The organism is Paenibacillus sp. FSL R7-269 (genome assembly GCF_000517865.1).
In the GTDB taxonomy this organism is placed as follows: domain Bacteria; phylum Bacillota; class Bacilli; order Paenibacillales; family Paenibacillaceae; genus Paenibacillus_AQ.
The window spans coordinates 72,836-91,957 of the sequence record NZ_ASPS01000004.1; the positions used below are offsets into that span (position 1 = coordinate 72,836).

The window sequence follows — 19,122 nt, forward strand, 5'->3', positions numbered from 1 at the left end:
CTTCATCATTTCGGCATACTTCCTCTCTGGTATGGTTTAGGGTTCGAGGCCCCAGACAAGTGTTCCTGCACGGTACAAGGTGACTTTATTCCAATCTGCGAAGGTCTGCTGGGTACCTCCATAGGAATAGTCATTGCTCTCATTGTAGGCCGTCCAATCGGACTTGTTGAAGCGCACTTGAATCTCCCCGCTGTCTGCCCCTGGCGCCAGGCTTCCTGCTCCTGCCGCAAAAGAAATCTCCAGATAAGAGTCGGCCAGGGTAACAGGTGCACTAAGCTTCCCGAAGCTTCCGTTCAGGTTCCCGCTGCCGACAGCTGCATAGTCACAGTGGAATTCCTGCGGCTTGTCCCCGTCAACAGTGTAATAGTAACGCAGCTTCAGACCGCTGAGCGGAATGGCCTCGGTTCCTGTATTGATAATCCGGAACTGGCTGCGGATCTGTGAATCCCCGGGACTGGTATCATTGGTGCGGTACTGCACACGCAGAGCGCCGGCAGGCACTGTAATCTCGTGCGGCTTGGCGGTCACCTGTACAGACGCTGTACTCTCCCCTACGCTGTTCGAAGCGGTTACCACATAATAATAGTCCACTCCGTTCGTTAGTCCGCTGTCGCTGTAGACTACTGAAGTAGCTGTACCCACTGTAGTGTACGGTCCGCCGCTCACCAAAGAGCGCTTGACGGTATACGACGTTGCACCGCTGACTGCATTCCAGCTCAAGGCTACGCTGGCATTGCCGGGCTCAGCCTGGAGGCCGGACGGACGTCCAGGAACCTGCGGTTCACCTGGCGTTCCGCCGCCGGAAGGCAGCTCCCCGTACACTTTGACACCTGCATCGTATACTGGGATATAAGGGTTCTTCGTTGCCGCTGAAGCATTCGCGGCCACTCCCTTGAAGGAGAAGTCATTGCTGTTATCCCAGAAGGTGGTGTTCAGCGGTCCGGCAATGCGGAACTGAACCTCCTTGCGGTAAGCAGACTGTCCTCCCGGATAGATCGGGGTGCCGGAGAAATCTACTTTGGTGTAGTAGATATGGTTCGCTTCATCGTAAGGCAGCAGCTGTGAGACGGTGGCTCCCTGGTTATAGCCTCCGGCCTTAACCGTGATATCGCCGGGACCATATCCCGCAGCAACAGCCTCGCTGATGTCCAGATAGTAGTTGAAGGACAGCTGGCTGCTGGAGCGGGCAGGCCATGCGGAACGGTTATTGAGGACCGCGCGGATCTCCACAAAATTGCTGCCGCTGGCATTCACAGAAGTCTCCGTGAACATCTCATCCTCACGCGTTTCGGCCGGCGGGAAGTTCGCCAGCGGACTCTGCCCTTGGCCGTGAAGCATCATCATCCGGGCCAGAGAGCCGGTAAAGGCCGAATTGTAATCGGTTGCAACTTCATTCGAGACATAATCGCTAATCGCATCGGTGTAAGCATCGGTCTTGGAGGGGCCGCCAACAAGTGCGCCGTAGAGCACATGCCGGTGGTCCGCCGGAGTGGTCTGGCTATCGCTCCAGGAGCCGTGTGAGGTGCGGTGATGAGGATGCTCAGGTGCATTCGCGCCGAAGCCGATGACATAACTGCTATTACGCGGATTGTCGCCCAGCATATAGTTAATCTGGCGCTCTGCGAAGGCCTGGGCGGTATTCTTTTTCACCGGATCAGTAACCCAGTCTGCATAGACAAAAGCAAGGAAAGCATGGTTGGCTGCATACCGCAGCGCCCCCCATTGATCCAAATGGGCCAGCCCGCCTGGAGTATACGTTACCCGGTCAGAGGTGCCGTTCACCCCGGTCGTCCAGAACTGCATATTGCGTTCCGTGGACTGAATGAACTTAGGGTCCTCGGTGATGCGGGACAGCAGGAGCTGTGCCCCGTAATGCTTGTCATCCCAGGATTGGGTCCATTGGTAACCCCAGTCACCGGCCTGGTTGGTGCCCCACAGATCACTGGCGGCAATCGCCTTGTCCAGATAGGTCTGCTCACCTGTCGCCAGGTATAGCCAGACACCGCCCCAGCTTAATTCATCGGCATAGCTGCTCCACGAATTGTAATACTGCTTGGCGTCAGTGATGGTATCGGAGTAAGCCCCCCGGTACGTATCGGCAAAATTGTATAATTGCTTGGCATGCAGCAGGAGCTTGTCCGCATAAGCGGGATCTGAATCCCTGAAAATAATGGAAGCTGAGGCAAGGGCGGCGGCAGTCTCACCAGCCAGATCCGAGCCGGGATGTGCAGCATCAATCTTGTAGGCCGGGCGCGCCATAGGCATGACCTCCGCCGGTCCCCACCAGTTATGGTCCGCCGTGCCGTTACCTACCTGTCCCCACAGCTCATTCGGCGCAGTATGCGCTTTCACAAAATAGTCTGTGGCCCAGCGGATATTGTCCAGAATCTCATCAAGCTGCCCGGACTGCACGTAACCATCCTTGTATTCATAGACTGACCATGCCAGCATGGTAGCAGTATACGCCATCGGAAAGCCGAATTTGACATGATCCCCTGCGTCATACCAGCCTCCCGTCAGATCATGGCCGACATCGGCACCATCCTGCAGCCCCGAGTCGCCTCTCCATTCCACGCGGTTGTCCGCCGGCAGCTCACCTGAGCGCTGGGCCTCGTAGAAATAGATCGATTTCTGCAGTGCCTCTGCATAATTGACTCCGGCGGTGGCGGCTTCGGTGACAGACGGGCGAACAGCCGTCCCTGATACAATGGTGCAGGCTAACATCAGGCTTAGTGAAGCGATACAGCCGGTCTTCCGTTTACTTTGACTCATCCTTACTCATCTCCCTTCGATTTCTTGCTTTTTCAGTCCGTCCAGACTCAGGCACGCACAAATACCTCCCCAGTGTCCATTATTAGACATAGTATTTAGGTACGTTCCATTTACCACCTCCATATTACAAATTAAGGTAAAATACCCCTACCTACACATATACCACATACAGTAAATTAATTCTATATATTTACATTACATTTTTCTAAGTATACCGGTTTTTTGTCAATAAATTTCCATTTCTATCATATTTACCGTTCCAGCGTCAGCTATTGGTGGTAGAATGCACAGGTTGACGCCGCCTAACGGATTCTCCATTCGACTACATATAGGGCCACCAGGAGTGAGGGGCATTAGTGCTCCTCATTCGCTCGTTTAGCTCCAGTTCGGAGAATTCAGGGGCACTAGTGCTCCTCATTGCTCAGCTAGCCACCTTCGGCTGGACCAGAGGGATTTATCCCTTTCATTTTTGACCTCCACCTTCCAGCCGACATTCGGCAAGGTAAATCATCCAGCGAAGCCTGAATATTCAGCAAACGCAGCCCAAACGAGCGAACCCGCCATTTACTAAGGAGCCTACAACGTCAAAAGAGCAGCCTCCTCCGGTTAGGGAGAATGGCTGCTCTCGGTTTGTAAAATGTACAGTTGGCTGGAACAGACGGAGCGGGCTTTCCTCGAAGCCCTATTGCCCGCGCCGCAGCTGCTGGTTATGGCGGATCTTGGCCTCGTTGCCCTGCTCAGTGGCCTGATAGAAGACCTTATTGGAAATTGCCTTCGGCAGATAATCCTGCTTCACATAGTGGCCAGGAAAATTATGCGGGTACTGGTAGCCCTCATGGCCCAGCTGGGACGCGCCTTTATAGTGCGTATCCCGCAAATGCAGCGGCACCTCAGCCGATTTCAGATCCTCCAGACTGTTCATGACGTTCGCGATAGCGGTCACTACCCCGTCAGATTTGGGACTCTCTACAGCGAACAGAATCGCCTGCGCGATATTCAGCTTGGCCTCCGGCCAGCCGTTATTGCGGTAGGCATCCAGCGCACTAACCGCCTGCACCATCGCCTGCGGGTTCGCCAGGCCGATATCCTCACTGCTGGCCGCGATCAGGCGGCGGATGAAGGTCATCGGGTCCATGCCGAGCTTCTCCACCGCGTAGAGGAACCAGAACAGGGCGGCGTCACTGGAGCCGCGGATGCTTTTGTGAAAAGCGGACAGCACATCGTACTGCGTCGATTCGTCCGCTTTGACAATCGGGCGGCGGATCGACTCCTCCGCCACTGCAAGCGTAATATGCACGCTGCCGTCACGCTCCGGCGCCGTAGTCATCGCCGCCAGCTCCAGAGCATTCAAAGCGCGGCGGATATCGCCATTCGCCATGGCGGCGATATGCAGCAGCGCGTCTTCGTCAGCCTTCAGATCCATGAAGCCGAGCCCCCGCTGATCGTCAGCAAGCGCCCGCTTCATCGCGATCAGGCTGTGCTCGCTGGTCAGGGACTCCAGTTGAAACAGCGTCGAGCGGCTCATCAAGGCCCCGTTCACATAATGGAACGGATTCTCTGTTGTCGCACCAATGAAGGTAATCGTCCCCTTCTCCACGGCCGGCAGCAGCGCATCCTGGCGGGAGCTGTTGAAGCGGTGTACCTCGTCCAGGAACAGAATCGTCTTCGAGCCGTACAGCGCCTTATTGCTCTGTGCGCGTTCAATGACCTCCCGCACATCCTTCACCGAAGCCTCCACCGCATTCAGCCGCACGAATTCACCTTGGGTGTGATGCGATATGATATGGGCCAGAGTGGTTTTGCCGCAGCCTGGAGGCCCGTACAGCAGGATAGAAGAGACCTGGTCCGCTTCAATCGCTCTGCGCAGCAGCTTGCCCTTGCCTACAATATGCTCCTGTCCGATATATTCATCCAGATTACCGGGCCGCATCCGGTCTGCAAGCAGCCGTCCGCTCCCGTTGTCTTCACCCTGCGAGAATAAATCCATCCCTACACTTCCTTGCTATCATCTAAGATTTCGATAGAATACATACACTTCTCCTATCATACCATACCTGTCCCGAACGCAAGTGGAAACGGCTTTGCCGTTGTTACAAGGACGGTACCGTTTCAGCGAGAAATAGACTTAAAAAGAGCATGACCCCGCCGCCACCGGCGCGAGCCATGCTCTTTGTTCTATAATTAGAACTCATATGCGTTCCAGACTAGCGGTTCATCGCCAGCCGCGTTTGCCGCATTTTTGAAATGATCTTGCGGATGCTTTCTTCGGATAAGTGATATCTCTTCTGCAGCTCGTTCACCGAGCAGCCGCTGCTGTGACTACAGAAGATCTCTTCGTTGCGGGCAGCAATCTCTTGCCGGGAGCCGCTGTTCTCGCCCCATCTTACCCGTTCTTCCGCTTTCTTCGGGATGTATAACAGCTCACCCTGTATGTAACCCTGCAGCTCTTCGAGCAGCCCCGGGGGGAGCACATCCTTTCCATTGACGTAACTCACGTTCAATTTCCTCCTTCAACAGGTGTGTTCCGTTCAGTCCGATCACGGTGCTGTTCTGAATAATCATTCCACCTGCCTCCTTTCTTCTCCTCAAATTTGGTAAATCACCTAAATTCATTATATTAAACCCTACGGTTATCGTCTACATTCATTATGAATCAGCAGCAATCTGTCAGTGGTTGGTCAGTGTCATTCTATATATTGTAGGAACCGGAATTACATATCTGCTCGTGTTCGCTCGTTATACATAAGGAGGCCTCGCGGCCTCCCCCTAAACAGGTCTCCGTCTTAGACGGAAACCACCTCGTATTCTGAAAACATATCTTCAGCCTCCTTCCAGAAGTAATCTTGCCCGGCCGGACACTTATTATTAAGCCACAGGCCGCCCGGGGTTACAAGTTCAAGAATAGTTATAATCGTTCTCCACCTGAAAAGCTGGCGCGCGTACTACCTGGAATGAGGAACAGATTGAGAAGAATTTGAGTTAATTTTTTGACGAAATACTAATTATTTAGTCGATCGCTGTCGAAATATATATTAAAATATCTAGTTACTTCGAGATATGGAAATAAATTTTAACCGCCATCCATTCAGAAATTCAGGAGGAACTTCCATGCCAACACCGAAAAAAAACCGAAAGCGCCTATTCCGTATCACGAAGCTCAGAACTGAACTGATGCTGCTTATCATTACAGCTATTGTGCTGCCCTCACTGGCTCTGATAGCCATATCCACACAAACCTCAGAATCGGCCCTGCGCTCCAAAATGGAAGACACCACACGCTCCAGCATCCACCTCCTGGATAAAACACTGTCGCAGCTGATCCTGCTGGAGAGTGCCGCAGTGAATGAGGTGGCGTACGAGATGAGCAGCGCCGGGCTAACGAACAATTCTCCACAGCTGCGCAAGCTGATCGACAACTTCAAGCTGGAGCATCCTGAGGTAGAGATCGTGGCGATAGGCAACGAGGACGGGAAATACATGTTCGCGCCGGATTCCAAGCTGGACAATTATGATCCCCGGATACGCGACTGGTACATAGATGCACTTAAGACCCCGGAGACAACATCGGTGATCAATCCCATTTTCTCCAAAGTAACGAATAGCTATATTCTGCCGATCTCCAAGGCATTTCCGGACGGTAAGGGTGCTGTTACAATCAGCATCAGCATGAAGGAGCTTATGGAGCTGGCGAAGAATGTCAGTCTGGGCGATAGCGGATATGTCTTCATCCTGGATGGAAATAACAAGGTGATCTACCACCCTGCCATGGAGGTTGCTTCGGAAGCCACAGACGTAATGACAGCAGGAACCAAGCAAGGTCCGGCGGGCAAAATCTCCTATAAGGATACTGCAGCCGATACGCAAATGGACGGATACTACATTACCAATGAGCTGACCGGCTTCACCCTGGCCGGAGTGCTTCCAGAGAGTGAATACACGAAGGCGGTCTACCCGATTCTGTACAAGGCTGCTATCGTTCTCGTGGTTGCGCTGCTGCTTGCTGCAGTGATTACCTTCCTGATTATCCGCCGCATTACCGGGCCCGTAGAACGCCTGAACCGTTCAGCCAAGCGGGTAAGCGAAGGATATCTGGATGAATTCGTCCAGACCAGCCGCAGGGATGAGATCGGTCAGCTTGCCGGCAATTATAATGAAATGGTCTCTTCACTGCGCACCATGGTGCAGGAGGTTGCCGAGACCTCCGGCCAGCTCGCCGCTGCCAGTGAACAGCTCACAGCCAGCACGGCTGAGAACAGCAAGGCGGTCGAGTATGTGACGGAGCTGGTGGAGGAATCCACCCGGGGCGTGGAGACCCAGGCCTATGCTTCCGCCGAAGTCGCTACAACGATGGAGGAGATGTCCACTGGCATTCAGAAAATCGCTTCCGCTTCAGAGGCAATTGTGAGTGCCGCTATACTTACGGAAACGGATGTCTCTACCGGCAGCTCCAGAATGCAGCAGGTCGGCGAACAGATGAGAACTATACGAGAATCGGTGCAGCAGTCCGGCATCCTGATCGCTGAGCTTAACGGCTTAAGCGCCAGAGTCGCTGAGACCAGCACGGCGATCTCCGCCATTGCCAAGCAGACCAATCTCCTGTCGCTGAATGCCGGCATCGAGGCGGCCCGGGCCGGAGAACACGGGCGGGGCTTCGCCGTCGTGGCCGGTGAAGTGCGCAAGCTATCGGAGGCCACGAATAGCAGCGCCGGACAGATTCAGGAGACCATCTCCGAGATGGTAAGCCTGATCGCCAGCGCGTATGATGTGATGAAGCATAAGGTGGCAGAGGATGTGGAGCAGGGCATGGCGCTTACCCTGGAAGCGAGCGAGGCCTTCCAGCAGATCGAACAGTCCACCCGGCAGGTCGGCGAGCAGATCCATGAGGTCTCGGCTATTACGGAGCAAATGTCGGCCAGCAGCTCCGAAGTAGCCACCTCCGTCCAGGAGATGGCCACAATTGCCCGGGCCGCGCTCGATTCCTTCCAGAGCGTAACCGCAGCTACCGAGGAGCAGCTTGCTTCGATGGAGGAGATCACTTCCTCCTCTGCGGCACTCTCCGGTATGGCTGCGGATATGCAGGGACAGGTGGAACGGTTCCAGTTCGATGCGAAGAATAAGGCATAAATAAGACTTAGCTGTACGGTTCGACAGACAGCGTTAACCAGGAGTAGCCAATACCCTTTCATCGATTGTATTCGATTTTTCGCATACATTTAACTTATCCATAACAGACAAACAAGGGGTGTCCCCCAATGCCATTAATCTGGCTTTGGGGGACACCCCTCTTTTCTCCGTGCTATTATCCCTCTTGCAGACTGAATATCTTAATTACTCTAATCAAGCGCCGGCCAGCCGGAGACGGTCTCCTCTGCGTTCAATTGAACATAAGGCGGTAATTCGCCGCCCCTCAGCAGCCACAGCTCATGCAGGGCACGCGTACAGCCCACATACATCAGCTTCGCATCCCAGGCCGCCGCTCCATAATGGTCACTGTCGGCGTCCGCCAGAATGACGGCATCGAACTCCAGCCCCTTGGACAAGTAGACGGGCAGGATCGACAAGCCGCCCCGGTATTCCGTGATGCTGCCGTCAATCAGATGAAGATCCTCGAATTGACCAGCGAGCTCATCGTACAGCTCAGAGGCTTCCCGCAGGCTGCGGGTCAATACCGCCACCGTGCGGTATTCACGCCCGGAGAGCTGCGCCAGGGCGCTCTTGACCGCGCTGAGCCGCTGGTCTGCCGGTGCAGCCGCAGCCGTTCCCGGCAGCACATCCTCCTCATAGGAGATCAGCCGCACAGGATTCCCGCTGCGGAAAACCGGAACGGCCAGCAGCTCACTGCCCACGCCCGCAGACAGAATGCCGTTAGCGAACTCAATAATTTCCATCGTTGAGCGGTAGCTTCGGGTAAGTGCATGGTATGCCGTGTGTTGTTCAGCGAACAGCGTCTGCATCTCTCTCCACGCATGCACTCCCTTGTAGGCGTGGATGCCCTGCGACAGGTCACCCAGAATCGTGAAGGAATGTCCCTTCACATACAGATCCAACACAGCAATCTGGAACGGGGAGAAATCCTGCGCTTCATCGATCACGATATGGTCAAAGCGCTCCGTACCCTCGTTCCCGTTCAGAAGATAATGGATATACAACAGCGGAGGAAGATCCTCTTCGCGCAGAATCCCCTTTTTCAGCTCCTTGACGGTCTCCTTCAGCACGGCAGGCGGAATCTCTTCCGGCGCTCCCGCCGGCCAGTCCTCCGGTGCTTTCGCCGCCCGGAAGATCTGCTTGTAGATGGCGAGCGGCTCGTATTTCGGCCATTTGGCGCTGTAAGCCTTCTCACGTGCCGTGCCCTTCTTCTTGCGTTCCTTCAGCGCAGCCGCTGAAGGGCTCTTCTTCAGCTCCATCTCAATCCAGCGGTGAAGCCTTGCCATCACCCGCTCCTTGCGCTTCGCCGGAGGATACGGTGCGTATTCCTCATTGTGCCAGCGCAGAATCACCTGGCGGCTCAGCACTGCCCCGTCCCAAGGGCTGAAATCCCCCTCCGGCACAGCGCTGGTCTCCAGCAGCTTGACGCTGGATTCAATGACGCCCATCAGCACCGTTGAGCCCTTGAAGCGCCCGGGGGTCTCCTCCGTGATGACCGGCATTGCTCCCGCCGTCTCGAACCAGCGGCTCATGACCTCCGAAGCATCCTGCTCCGGCAAGTCCACACCCAGCACCTCGGCCGCCCAGTCCGGGAACGTGCTCTGGGCAATATTGCCGACGCCCAGCTCCGGCAGCACATCTGAAATATAGTCCAGGAACATGCGGTTCGGGGCGAAAATAATCATTTTCTCCGCCGAGACCTGCTCCTTGTATTGATACAATAAGAACGCCAGCCGGTGCAGCGCAACGGTGGTCTTGCCGCTTCCCGCGACCCCCTGGATGATCAGCGCCGTGTTCTTGGCCGCCCGGATAATCTTGTCCTGCTCCTCCTGGATCGTGGAGACGATGTCCCGCAGCCGGTTATCCTTGTTCTCCCCCAGCCGGTAGACCAGGAATTCATCCGATACCGCCGGCGCGTCGCTGTCACGGTTATACGTATCCGCCACCCGCTCCAGGATCTGCTTGCGGATCACTACGTTGCGCTTGAGATAGACCAGTCCTTCAATCAGCCCCTCCGGCGCTTCATATGAGGCGGCCTCCGTTCCTCCGGTAAAAGAATAAAACAGGCTTGCCACCGGTGCCCGCCAATCAATGACAAGCGGACGGTCGCTTACCTGCTCGCGGTCTACGCCGATTTTGCCGATATAGAGTGCCTTGCGTTCCTCTTCATCATTGCCCTGAAAATCAAGCCGTCCGAAATAAGGCTCCTGCCTAAGCTTGGCAAGATCTTTGCGCCTCTGCTCCCTTGAATCCTCCAGCACTTGCTCCGTATAATCGTGTCCTGTGTATACCGGAGTTCCGCGCAATCGTTCAAGGGTAGAGTCAATCTCTGTCAGCGCGTGGTTCAGCCTGTCTTCTTCCTCTTGATAGGCACTTTGAAAGTTGTCTTCCAATTTCAGTTACCTCCTAAAAGTTTTGCGGGCATTCACTTCCTGAATCACTACGAGCATAACTCGCTTCGGAAGCATGCACCTTAAGTGATGTGAGCAGTCCATCTTATCACAACAGGATAGGGAAATCCATATATTTCTAGCCGCTGCCGGGGCTGCGGATAAGCGGAAATGGGGAAGCAGTGCTCCCCCCCCCTTCCGCCTTTGCCGTTAGCCCATCAGCGCATGCAGCACGAAGTTCGCAATGAACAGTCCGGCAATGCCGTACAAGGCAGGAGGAACCTCCTTGCCTTTGCCGGTAGCCAGCTTCACCAGCGGATAGGTGATGAAGCCGAACGCCATGCCGTCCACGATGCTGTAGGTGAAGGGAATCATCACCATGACCAGGAACGCAGGGAACAGCTCCGTCATGTCGCCGAGATCCATCTCGCGCACACTCTGCACCATCAGCCCGCCGATTACGATCAGAATCGGCGCAATCGCGCTGTCCGGCACATAAGCCAGCAGCGGGATGAACAGGAAGGTCGCTCCGAACAGCAGGCCGGTGACGAGTGAAGTTAAGCCGGAGCGGCCCCCTGCCGCAATCCCGGCGGTGGATTCGGCAGCGGCGACCACCGGGCTGCTGCCGAACAGACCTGCCGCGATGTTGGCGAGCGAGAGCGCCCGCAGACTGCTTTTGAAGCGTTCCGGACGTCCTGCCATCAGCGTCTGGGAAGAGATCAGGCCGATATTCTCAAACACCACAATCAGCAGCAGCAGGAAAACGGCAATCCAGAAGACAAGACTGACGAATCCGCTCCAGTCCATACTGGCGAACACGCTGCCGTAACCGCTGAACACATGTCCCGGCTCGGTATTCTTCGGCGCATGGGCGGCTCCCAGCAGATAGGCAAGCCCTGTGCCCGCGAGCATACTGATCAGCAGCCCGCCGCGCGTGCCGCGGATGAACAGCACCAGCGCCAGCAGCAGCGTCACCACCGAGGTAATGACCGCAGGATCGCTGAAATGCCCGATGGCGACGAAGGTGGTGGCGTGGGCAATGACAATCCCGCTTTTTTGCAGGCCGATGAAGGTCAGGAACAGCCCGATGCCGACGGTGATCGCATGCTGCAGATTATGGGGAATCGCATCGCTGAGAATGCGGTAGAGCGAGGTGAAGGCCACAATGGCAAACAGCACCCCGGTCACCACCACCACCGCCAGCGCCTCGCGCCAGTCCAGCTTCATGGAATGCACGAGCGTATAGGTAAAAAAGGCATTGATCCCCATGCCCGGGACGACGATGATCGGCGTTTTGCCGCCAAAAGCCATCAGCAGGCAGCCTGTCACCGCTGTCAGCAGCGTGGCGACCATCCCGGCCCGCAGCGGCATGCCTGCATCTGCCAGGATCGCTGCGTTAACCATCACAATATATACCGAAGCGAAATACGACAGAATGCCGGCCGCCCATTCCTGCTTCCAGTTATCGCCCGGCTCCATTCCCACGCTATTCCGCCAAATATTCGATTTCATGTAACAACCTCCACTTAAGTTCATCTCATAGGATGTCAAGTATCTCCCAACAAAACATACCGTAAAATAACCCCTCAAAGTGCGGCTTTAGCTCCGAAGCCTATTCAGGTACTTTGCGGGGGCCCCAATACATACCGTAATAAAAGGGCATATAGCCGAAAACCAGCTACACACCCTTTTAACTGATAGAATTCATTCAAATGTAATGCCGCCCGTTTCGAGCAAATCCCGTACCGTTACACTGACCATAATCAGGCCGACTACAGGGGGTACAAAAGAAGTACTGGCCGGAGGCTGCTTCGCCTTGCGCCGGTCCGGCGCATTCGCAGGCACAATCTGCTCCGTCACATCCGCGCGTGGCTTCATAGGCTTCTCGGTGGAGAAGACTACCTTCACGCCCTTCTTGATGCCTTCCTTGCGCAGTCTGGTACGGATTACCCGGGCAATCGGGTCCATGGTGGTCTTGGAGATGTCGGCGACCTGGAAGCGGGTCGGGTCCATCTTGTTGGCCGCGCCCATGCTGGAGATCAGCGGGATCTTCCGGGCCAGACATTCCTTGATCAGGTGAATCTTATAGATAATCGTATCCGAAGCGTCAATCACATAGTCCAGCTTGTATTTGAACAGCTCCTCATACGTCTCTTCGGTGTAGAACATATTCAGCGCAATTGCTTCGCATTCCGGGTTGATCAGCTTGATACGGTCCACCATCAGATCGGTTTTGTTCTGGCCGATGGTCGTGGTCAGCGCATGAAGCTGGCGGTTGATGTTGGTAATATCCACCGAATCCTTATCAATCAGGATAATCCGGCCGATTCCGGTCCGGGCCAGCGCTTCCGCCGCCATGGCGCCGACTCCGCCGATCCCCAGCACAGCCACTGTGCTGTTCTTCATAATCTCCAGGCCCTCCGGCCCGATCGCCAGCTCCGTACGCGAGAACTGATTCAGCATGATGTCAGCCTCCTTGGGCAAGGCTTCCGGGACGTCACTCTGCTCTCCTGGTGCGCCCCGTCAGTCCATAGTTGATTTATTTCTTTTCTTTCTCCGGTTTCGGTGCCAGCTTGATGTGCAGCTGCTCCAGTTGTCCCGCATCCACCGGGGATGGGGCATCCATCAGCAGGTCCGTTGCACTTGCCGTCTTAGGGAAGGCAATGGTCTCACGCAGATTCGTGCGGCCTGCCAGCAGCATAATCAGACGGTCGAAGCCAAACGCGATGCCGCCATGCGGAGGCGTCCCGTATTCAAAGGCATCCATCAGATAGCCGAATTTCTCATAAGCCAGCTCCTGCGAGAAGCCTAGTGCATTGAACATTTTCTCCTGAACGTCACGCTTGTAGATACGCTGGGAACCGCCGCCTACCTCGTAGCCGTTAAGTACGATATCATAGGCCTGCGCACGGATCGCGCCAGGATCGGTATCGAAGAGATGCAAGTCTTCATCCATCGGGCGTGTGAACGGATGATGCTCAGCCACATAACGCTTCTGGTCCTCATCGTAGCCGAGCAGCGGGAATTCTGTTACCCAAGCGAATTTGAACACACTGTCATCGATCAGGCCAAGCTGACGGCCGATCTTCAGACGCAAGGCGCCAAGTACATCCGCTACCACCTTCTTGGTATCAGCGGAGAAGAGCAGCAAGTCGCCATCCTCGGCACCTGTGCGCTCCTTCACGGCAGCGATTTCTTCCTCGGAGAAGAACTTCACAATCGGTCCCTTGAACTCGCCGTCTTTGACCTGAATCCAGGCCAGACCCTTGGCGCCGTAACGGGCAGCGTAGGGTCCAAGATCGTCAATCTCCTTGCGGGTCCATGTGCCGCAGCCCTTGGCGTTCAGACATTTCACTTCTCCGCCCTTCTCAATCACGGAAGCGAATACCTTCACACCGCTCTCAGCAACGATATCGTTCATCTCTACCAGCTCCAGGCCAAACCGCAGGTCCGGCTTGTCAGAACCATATTTGCCAATTGCTTCGGCATACGTCAACCGCTGGAATGGTGCGGATACCTCAACCCCGATCGTCTCCTTCAGCAGACGCTGCATGAGCTTCTCCATCATCGATAGCAGCTCATCCTGCGGCATGAATGAGGTCTCAATATCGAACTGCGTGAATTCCGGCTGGCGGTCAGCGCGCAGGTCCTCATCGCGGAAGCAGCGGGCCATCTGGTAATAGCGCTCGATGCCACCTACCATCAGCAGCTGCTTGTAGATCTGCGGCGACTGCGGAAGCGCGAAGAATTCCCCTTCATGCACACGGCTTGGCACGAGATAGTCACGTGCGCCTTCCGGAGAGCTTTTGGTCAGGATCGGCGTTTCTACATCGATAAAGCCTTCGCTGTCCAGGAAATCGCGGAAGATCTTCGCCGCTTTGGAACGGAGCAGCAGCGTCTTATGCATCTCCGGACGGCGCAGATCCAGGTAACGGTATTTCATACGCAGGGATTCGTCTACTTCCACTCCGTCTTCGATGAAGAATGGAGGTGTCTTAGCTGCATTCAACACTTCGATGTCTGTAATCTGCACTTCAATCTCACCGGTCGGCAAGTTGCGGTTAATAGTCTCCTCATCGCGCTTAACCACAGTACCTGTCACGGACAGCACGTATTCACTGCGGACCTTATCGGCAATCTGCAGCGCTTCTCCGGAATAGTCAGGGTTGAATACAATCTGTACAATCCCTGTGCGGTCGCGCAGGTCAATGAACAACACGCCTCCAAGGTCACGGCGGGTCTGCACCCAACCGTTCAATGTTACTGTCTCACCGATGCTCGCTGTCGTTAATTGTCCACAGTTATGGCTTCTGGTCATCTTTTATCCTACCCCTTCATGATTAAAATTACATATGCTTGCCTTTTGGCCTAATTCTGAATCAGCGCCTCTGCCAGCTCGTCCAGCTTCACCGTCCGTTGCTCGCCGGTCTCCATCGACTTCAGTGCGATGACGCCGCTATTCAGCTCGTCCTCACCGAGAATCGCCGTATACCGGGCCGACATGCGGTCCGCCGACTTCATCTGCGCCTTCATCTTGCGTCCCAGGTAATCGCGCTCCGCAGAGAATCCAAGGCTGCGCAGACGGAACAACTGCTTCGTGATCTCCAGATCTGCTGCTTCGCCAAGTGCAACGAAGTACACATCCAGCGGCTTTGCCGCTTCCAGCTCGACACCCTGATTCTCCAGGATCAGCAGAATCCGCTCCAGGCCAATACCGAACCCGATACCCGGCTGATCCGGTCCGCCGATCTCCTCAACCAGACCGTTGTACCGGCCGCCGCCGCCCACCGTATCGATGGAGCCAATGCCTGCCGCTTTATACTCAAACGCCGTATGCGTGTAATAATCAAGACCGCGCACCAGGCGGGGGTTGATGCTGTACTCCACACCCATCACATCCAGGTGCCCCTTCACCTTCGCAAAATGCTCTGTACACTCTTCATCCAGACTGTCCAGAATGGAAGGCGCTCCGCCGAACTTGTCCTGATCGACCTTGCAGTCCAGCACACGCAGCGGGTTGCGCTCCATCCGGCGCTGGCAGTCGCTGCACAGGCTCTCTCTCATAGGTCTCAGGAAATCCAGCAGCTTCTCGCGGTAAGCCGCACGGCTCGGCGCGTTGCCGACCGAATTCAGCTCTACCCGCACATCCTTCAGCCCCAGATCAATGTAGAACTGGTACCCGAGCGAGATGACTTCAGCATCAATCGCCGGGTCCACCGCGCCGAAGGCTTCGATGCCGAACTGATGGAACTGGCGGTATCTGCCGGCCTGCGGACGTTCATAACGGAACATCGGTCCGATGTAATACAGCTTGCTGACATCCGGCTCCCCGTATAGCTTGTTCTGAACATACGCGCGTACCACGCCTGCTGTCCCTTCGGGACGAAGCGCCAGATCGCGGTCGCCCTTGTCCTTGAAGGTATACATCTCACCTTCTACAATATCCGTTGTTTCACCGACTCCGCGCTCGAACAGCCCGGTGTGCTCGAACAGCGGGGTACGAATCTCCCGGTAATTGAAGCGGCGGCACAGCTCTCTTGCCTTGGCCTCCACTACCTGCCATTTCTCTACTGCACCCGGAAGTACATCCTGCGTACCTGTAGGTTTCTCGAATCTTTCTTTAGCCACAGTCTATCCCTCCTGAAAATAACCCCTAAAAACAGCAAAAAATCCCTCATCCCTGTTCAATTACAACAGGGACGAGGGATTATCATAACCAATAATTCACCCGTGGTACCACCCACATTCCGGGCTCAATGCAACTTGCTCTGCATAAGCTCCGCTCTAAGCGGTTAACGCCCGCCTACGCGCAATCGGCTACTGACTATAGGCAATCCTGCTGCCTGCGTTCGCCGTGCGTTCTCGGGGAGGTCATTCATCCGTTCATCAACAGAATCCTTACAGCCGTGCGGATCAGCGCGCGGTCCTCCTTACCTGGACGACAGCCATGATCTGCGGGATTCCTCTCTGGGGTTGTGGGTTACGGATTACTTGGTCCCGTCATCAAAACAATATAAACTTACCTATACTGTTAGATTCTACTGAACCACTGCGCTAAAGTCAAGGATTGAATAAAATAAGCTGCCACCAGCTTTCCTTCCGCTAAGTGGAATGAGATTCCGCTATTGGGGCAAAAACTCATAATTCCCGGCTTAAACGGACTCAGATTCCGTTATGCGCCTACATAGGCCTTGTTATCTGCTCAAATCAACTTAATAACGGAATGTCAGTCCGCGTCTGCCTCAAATTAGCGATTTTTGGACAAATAGGCGCTTCTCAGTCCGCTTCATTCTGCTGGCACTCACACTTGCTCCAACCCTTAAAACAAAAAAGTGACCTGCAGCCGATTGCTGCAGGTCCATCATCATATATTATAAAAAAGGGGGTCATGCTTCTATTATAAACACACTATATTAAGGAATAATGAATGTAGTGTTACAGTTGCATTACAGAAAAGAAAGCGTTTCACCAAACCGTCTAAATCCCCGCTGTCATGCTAATCCATAGGTTACACCATCCCACTGCTCCTGTCTACATCTATCCCGCCGTCCTCCCTTTTATGCTGCATATAAAACAGCTCCAGCCTCTCTATAACGGAGGGCTGGAGCTGAAATAGAAACGATATAGATTGAACTTGAACATAATCTTCTTAATCAAAAATCTCCACATAGGCCTGCTTGCCGCGCAGAACCTCTACAACCTCATTGTAATGATTCTCGGCTACCTTGAGATCCATGACATAATGCAGGTGCTCCAGGTCACTGCTTGTCAGCTCATCGCCTCTGTGAACTTCGCCCTCACTGCGTACTTCATCAGCGCGAACTTCATCCGTACGTTTCAGATCATCATCGGTCACAACTGCCGGGACAATGGCCGCACCGGACCCCATACCCGTTGCACCTCCGGCAGCGTACACGCCCCCGGCACCTGTTGAAGCAGTATTGGTAGACCCCAGCGGGATCAGAATGTTACGCCGGTTATTTACTCCATTATCCAAAGGGTCGGTTAAAGCCGATACCTCAATCCCCTCTACACCATAAGGAATCAAAGAAGTCTTAGCACCTTCCGCTGCATCTTCTGTACTGAAATAGGCCTGGATTCTTCTAGTCATTGTAAATCCCTCCCATAAAGTTGTATTATGCCAAACGGGTTATGCATGTATTTCATGTATTACAACACCTTAAGCAGCTCACGCACAAAAGCGGGCTCATCCTTGGGTGTGCGTGAAGTAATGTAATTGCCGTCTATGACGACCTCTTCATCCTTGAACTCCGCGCCGGCATTGATCAGATCATCCTTCAGCGGCGGGTAGGCAGTAAGGGTGCGGCCTTGCAGCAGTTCAGCGCTGATCAGAATCTGCGGGCCGTGGCAGATGGCGGCAATCGGCTTGCCTGCACGGTCAGCATCCTTCACGAATTGCAGAATATCCGGGTCAAGACGAAGATTCTCCGGCGAAGATCCGCCTGGAATGACTATCGCATCATACTCTTCGGCTGTGACCTCGCTGACCGCTTTATCGGAGGCATAGGATGCGCTTCCTTGTTTGCCGAGCAGGGTCTCATTTTTCTTCAGACCGATGATTTCTGCCTGATGTCCTGCCTGTAAAACTTCTTCGTAAGGAACCTTCATTTCAGAATCTTCAAAGTCATTGGCGAGCAGAAAAGCTACTTTACTCATGAGATCCATATCTCCTCTCTAAGCTGCTGTCGTCTCGTCAATCTATTACCCTCATTCCCACGCTTTATAACGAAGCCTAAGCAGTTCCCGTAAATTCTGTTCCGTACCTACTGCCACCGCGCCAAGTGGAAACGGCTTTGCCGTCCTTTAAAAGGACGGTGCCGTTTCAGCGAGAAAAAAGAAGGATAATTTATAGCGTGAAACATATACATTCTTATATTTTCAAAAAATACCACTCCGCGCCTGCCTTCTCTGCGGTCAGGTACGCGGCAAAAGACCGCGGCCTCTGCGCTGAAGCCCCTGCGGCTCCTTCGGGTCTCCGGCTTCCTTGGCTGTCGCTGAAGCTTCGGCCATCGACCCGGCCACATGGGCCTGAATCGTGTTCCACATCCATGCTTTTGGTGCTTGTCTCATTCTGCTTGCTCCCCGCACTTGTGAATAATGATGCATCATTCATAGTCTATCCAGTCAGAGCTGCTGCTATCCGGCCCTGGTTAACTCGAAGCAAAAAGACCCCACCATGTGGAGTCCCGTGATATATCTTATCAAGTGGAAACGGCTTTGCCGTCCTTTTAAAGGACGGTACCCTTTCGGCGAGAAATAGAAGGATAAATTATCGTGTGAAACCTATAAATTCTTATATTTACAGTTAAGGCGGCGTCTGCCGCCTCCATTCCTAACCCTTGCTGTCCAACAGCAGCGTAACCGGTCCCCAGTTGGTCAGGGCGACATCCATCATCGCTCCGAACACGCCGGTCTCTACCTGCAGCCCTCCGGCACGCAGCTCCTGATTGAAGTAGTCGTAGAGGCGCTCTGCCTCAGCCGGAGCCGCTGCCGCCATGAAGTTGGGGCGTCTGCCCTTGCGGCAGTCCCCGTACAGCGTGAACTGGGAGACGGACAGAATGGCCCCGCCGGCCTCCGTCACACTATGGTTCATTTTACCGGCCGCATCCTCAAAAATCCGCAGTCCGGCAACCTTGTCCGCCAAATACTTGGCATCCTTCTCCGTATCCTCATGGGTTACGCCGACCAGCAGCAGCAAGCCCTCTCCAATCGCTCCGGTCACTGCTCCGTCCACCGTCACACTGGAGTTCTTGCAGCGCTGCACAACTACTCTCATCTCATTCTTCAGCTCCTT

13 protein-coding genes are annotated in these 19,122 nt (G+C 54.5%); 1 reads left to right on the top strand and 12 read right to left on the bottom strand.

Going from position 1 to position 19,122, the window contains the following annotated elements:
* Positions 1–36: 36 nt before the first annotated feature.
* From C162_RS01520 to C162_RS01530, 3 genes are all read right to left on the bottom strand, one after another.
* Complete coding sequence (locus C162_RS01520; protein ID WP_036690521.1) at positions 37–2,772, bottom strand: glycoside hydrolase family 9 protein; 2,736 nt, start codon at positions 2,770–2,772, stop codon at positions 37–39.
* 682 nt (positions 2,773–3,454) lie between these two features.
* Positions 3,455–4,759 carry a replication-associated recombination protein A gene (locus tag C162_RS01525; protein WP_036690523.1) on the bottom strand — a complete coding sequence of 435 codons (1,305 nt, stop codon included), beginning with the start codon at positions 4,757–4,759 and terminating at the stop codon, positions 3,455–3,457.
* A 217-nt stretch (positions 4,760–4,976) separates the two neighbouring features.
* Positions 4,977–5,267: a CD3324 family protein gene (locus C162_RS01530; RefSeq protein ID WP_036690524.1), complete on the bottom strand. Its 291-nt coding sequence runs from the start codon at positions 5,265–5,267 to the stop codon at positions 4,977–4,979.
* A gap of 613 nt (positions 5,268–5,880) precedes the next feature.
* Between C162_RS01530 and C162_RS01535 the strand changes: the two genes are divergently transcribed.
* Positions 5,881–7,896, top strand: a complete 2,016-nt coding sequence (locus tag C162_RS01535) for a methyl-accepting chemotaxis protein (RefSeq protein ID WP_051493134.1) — start codon at positions 5,881–5,883, stop codon at positions 7,894–7,896.
* A 209-nt stretch (positions 7,897–8,105) separates the two neighbouring features.
* Here C162_RS01535 and C162_RS01540 read toward each other — a convergent pair whose 3' ends face one another.
* From C162_RS01540 to dtd, 9 genes are all read right to left on the bottom strand, one after another.
* Positions 8,106–10,310 carry a HelD family protein gene (locus C162_RS01540; protein WP_036690526.1) on the bottom strand — a complete coding sequence of 735 codons (2,205 nt, stop codon included), beginning with the start codon at positions 10,308–10,310 and terminating at the stop codon, positions 8,106–8,108.
* Positions 10,311–10,517: 207 nt separating this feature from the next.
* On the bottom strand, positions 10,518–11,819 hold the full coding sequence (locus C162_RS01545) for an NCS2 family permease (protein ID WP_036690528.1): 1,302 nt from the start codon (positions 11,817–11,819) through the stop codon (positions 10,518–10,520).
* 192 nt (positions 11,820–12,011) lie between these two features.
* Positions 12,012–12,770, bottom strand: a complete 759-nt coding sequence (locus C162_RS01550) for a tRNA threonylcarbamoyladenosine dehydratase (RefSeq protein WP_036690529.1) — start codon at positions 12,768–12,770, stop codon at positions 12,012–12,014.
* A gap of 76 nt (positions 12,771–12,846) precedes the next feature.
* Entirely contained in the window at positions 12,847–14,625 is a 1,779-nt protein-coding gene (gene aspS, locus C162_RS01555; protein WP_036690530.1) for an aspartate--tRNA ligase, read from the bottom strand.
* 50 nt (positions 14,626–14,675) lie between these two features.
* Complete coding sequence (gene hisS, locus C162_RS01560) at positions 14,676–15,935, bottom strand: histidine--tRNA ligase (protein WP_036690531.1); 1,260 nt, start codon at positions 15,933–15,935, stop codon at positions 14,676–14,678.
* 1,021 nt (positions 15,936–16,956) lie between these two features.
* On the bottom strand, positions 16,957–17,418 hold the full coding sequence (locus tag C162_RS01565; RefSeq protein ID WP_036690532.1) for a hypothetical protein: 462 nt from the start codon (positions 17,416–17,418) through the stop codon (positions 16,957–16,959).
* A 59-nt stretch (positions 17,419–17,477) separates the two neighbouring features.
* Entirely contained in the window at positions 17,478–17,984 is a 507-nt protein-coding gene (locus C162_RS01570) for a type 1 glutamine amidotransferase domain-containing protein (protein ID WP_036690533.1), read from the bottom strand.
* A gap of 258 nt (positions 17,985–18,242) precedes the next feature.
* The gene (locus tag C162_RS35840) at positions 18,243–18,398 is read right to left on the bottom strand and encodes a hypothetical protein (protein ID WP_156949513.1); all 156 of its coding nucleotides are present in this window, start codon (positions 18,396–18,398) and stop codon (positions 18,243–18,245) included.
* A 262-nt stretch (positions 18,399–18,660) separates the two neighbouring features.
* Entirely contained in the window at positions 18,661–19,104 is a 444-nt protein-coding gene (gene dtd / locus C162_RS01575) for a D-aminoacyl-tRNA deacylase (RefSeq protein WP_036690534.1), read from the bottom strand.
* Between the last annotated feature and the right edge of the window lie 18 nt (positions 19,105–19,122).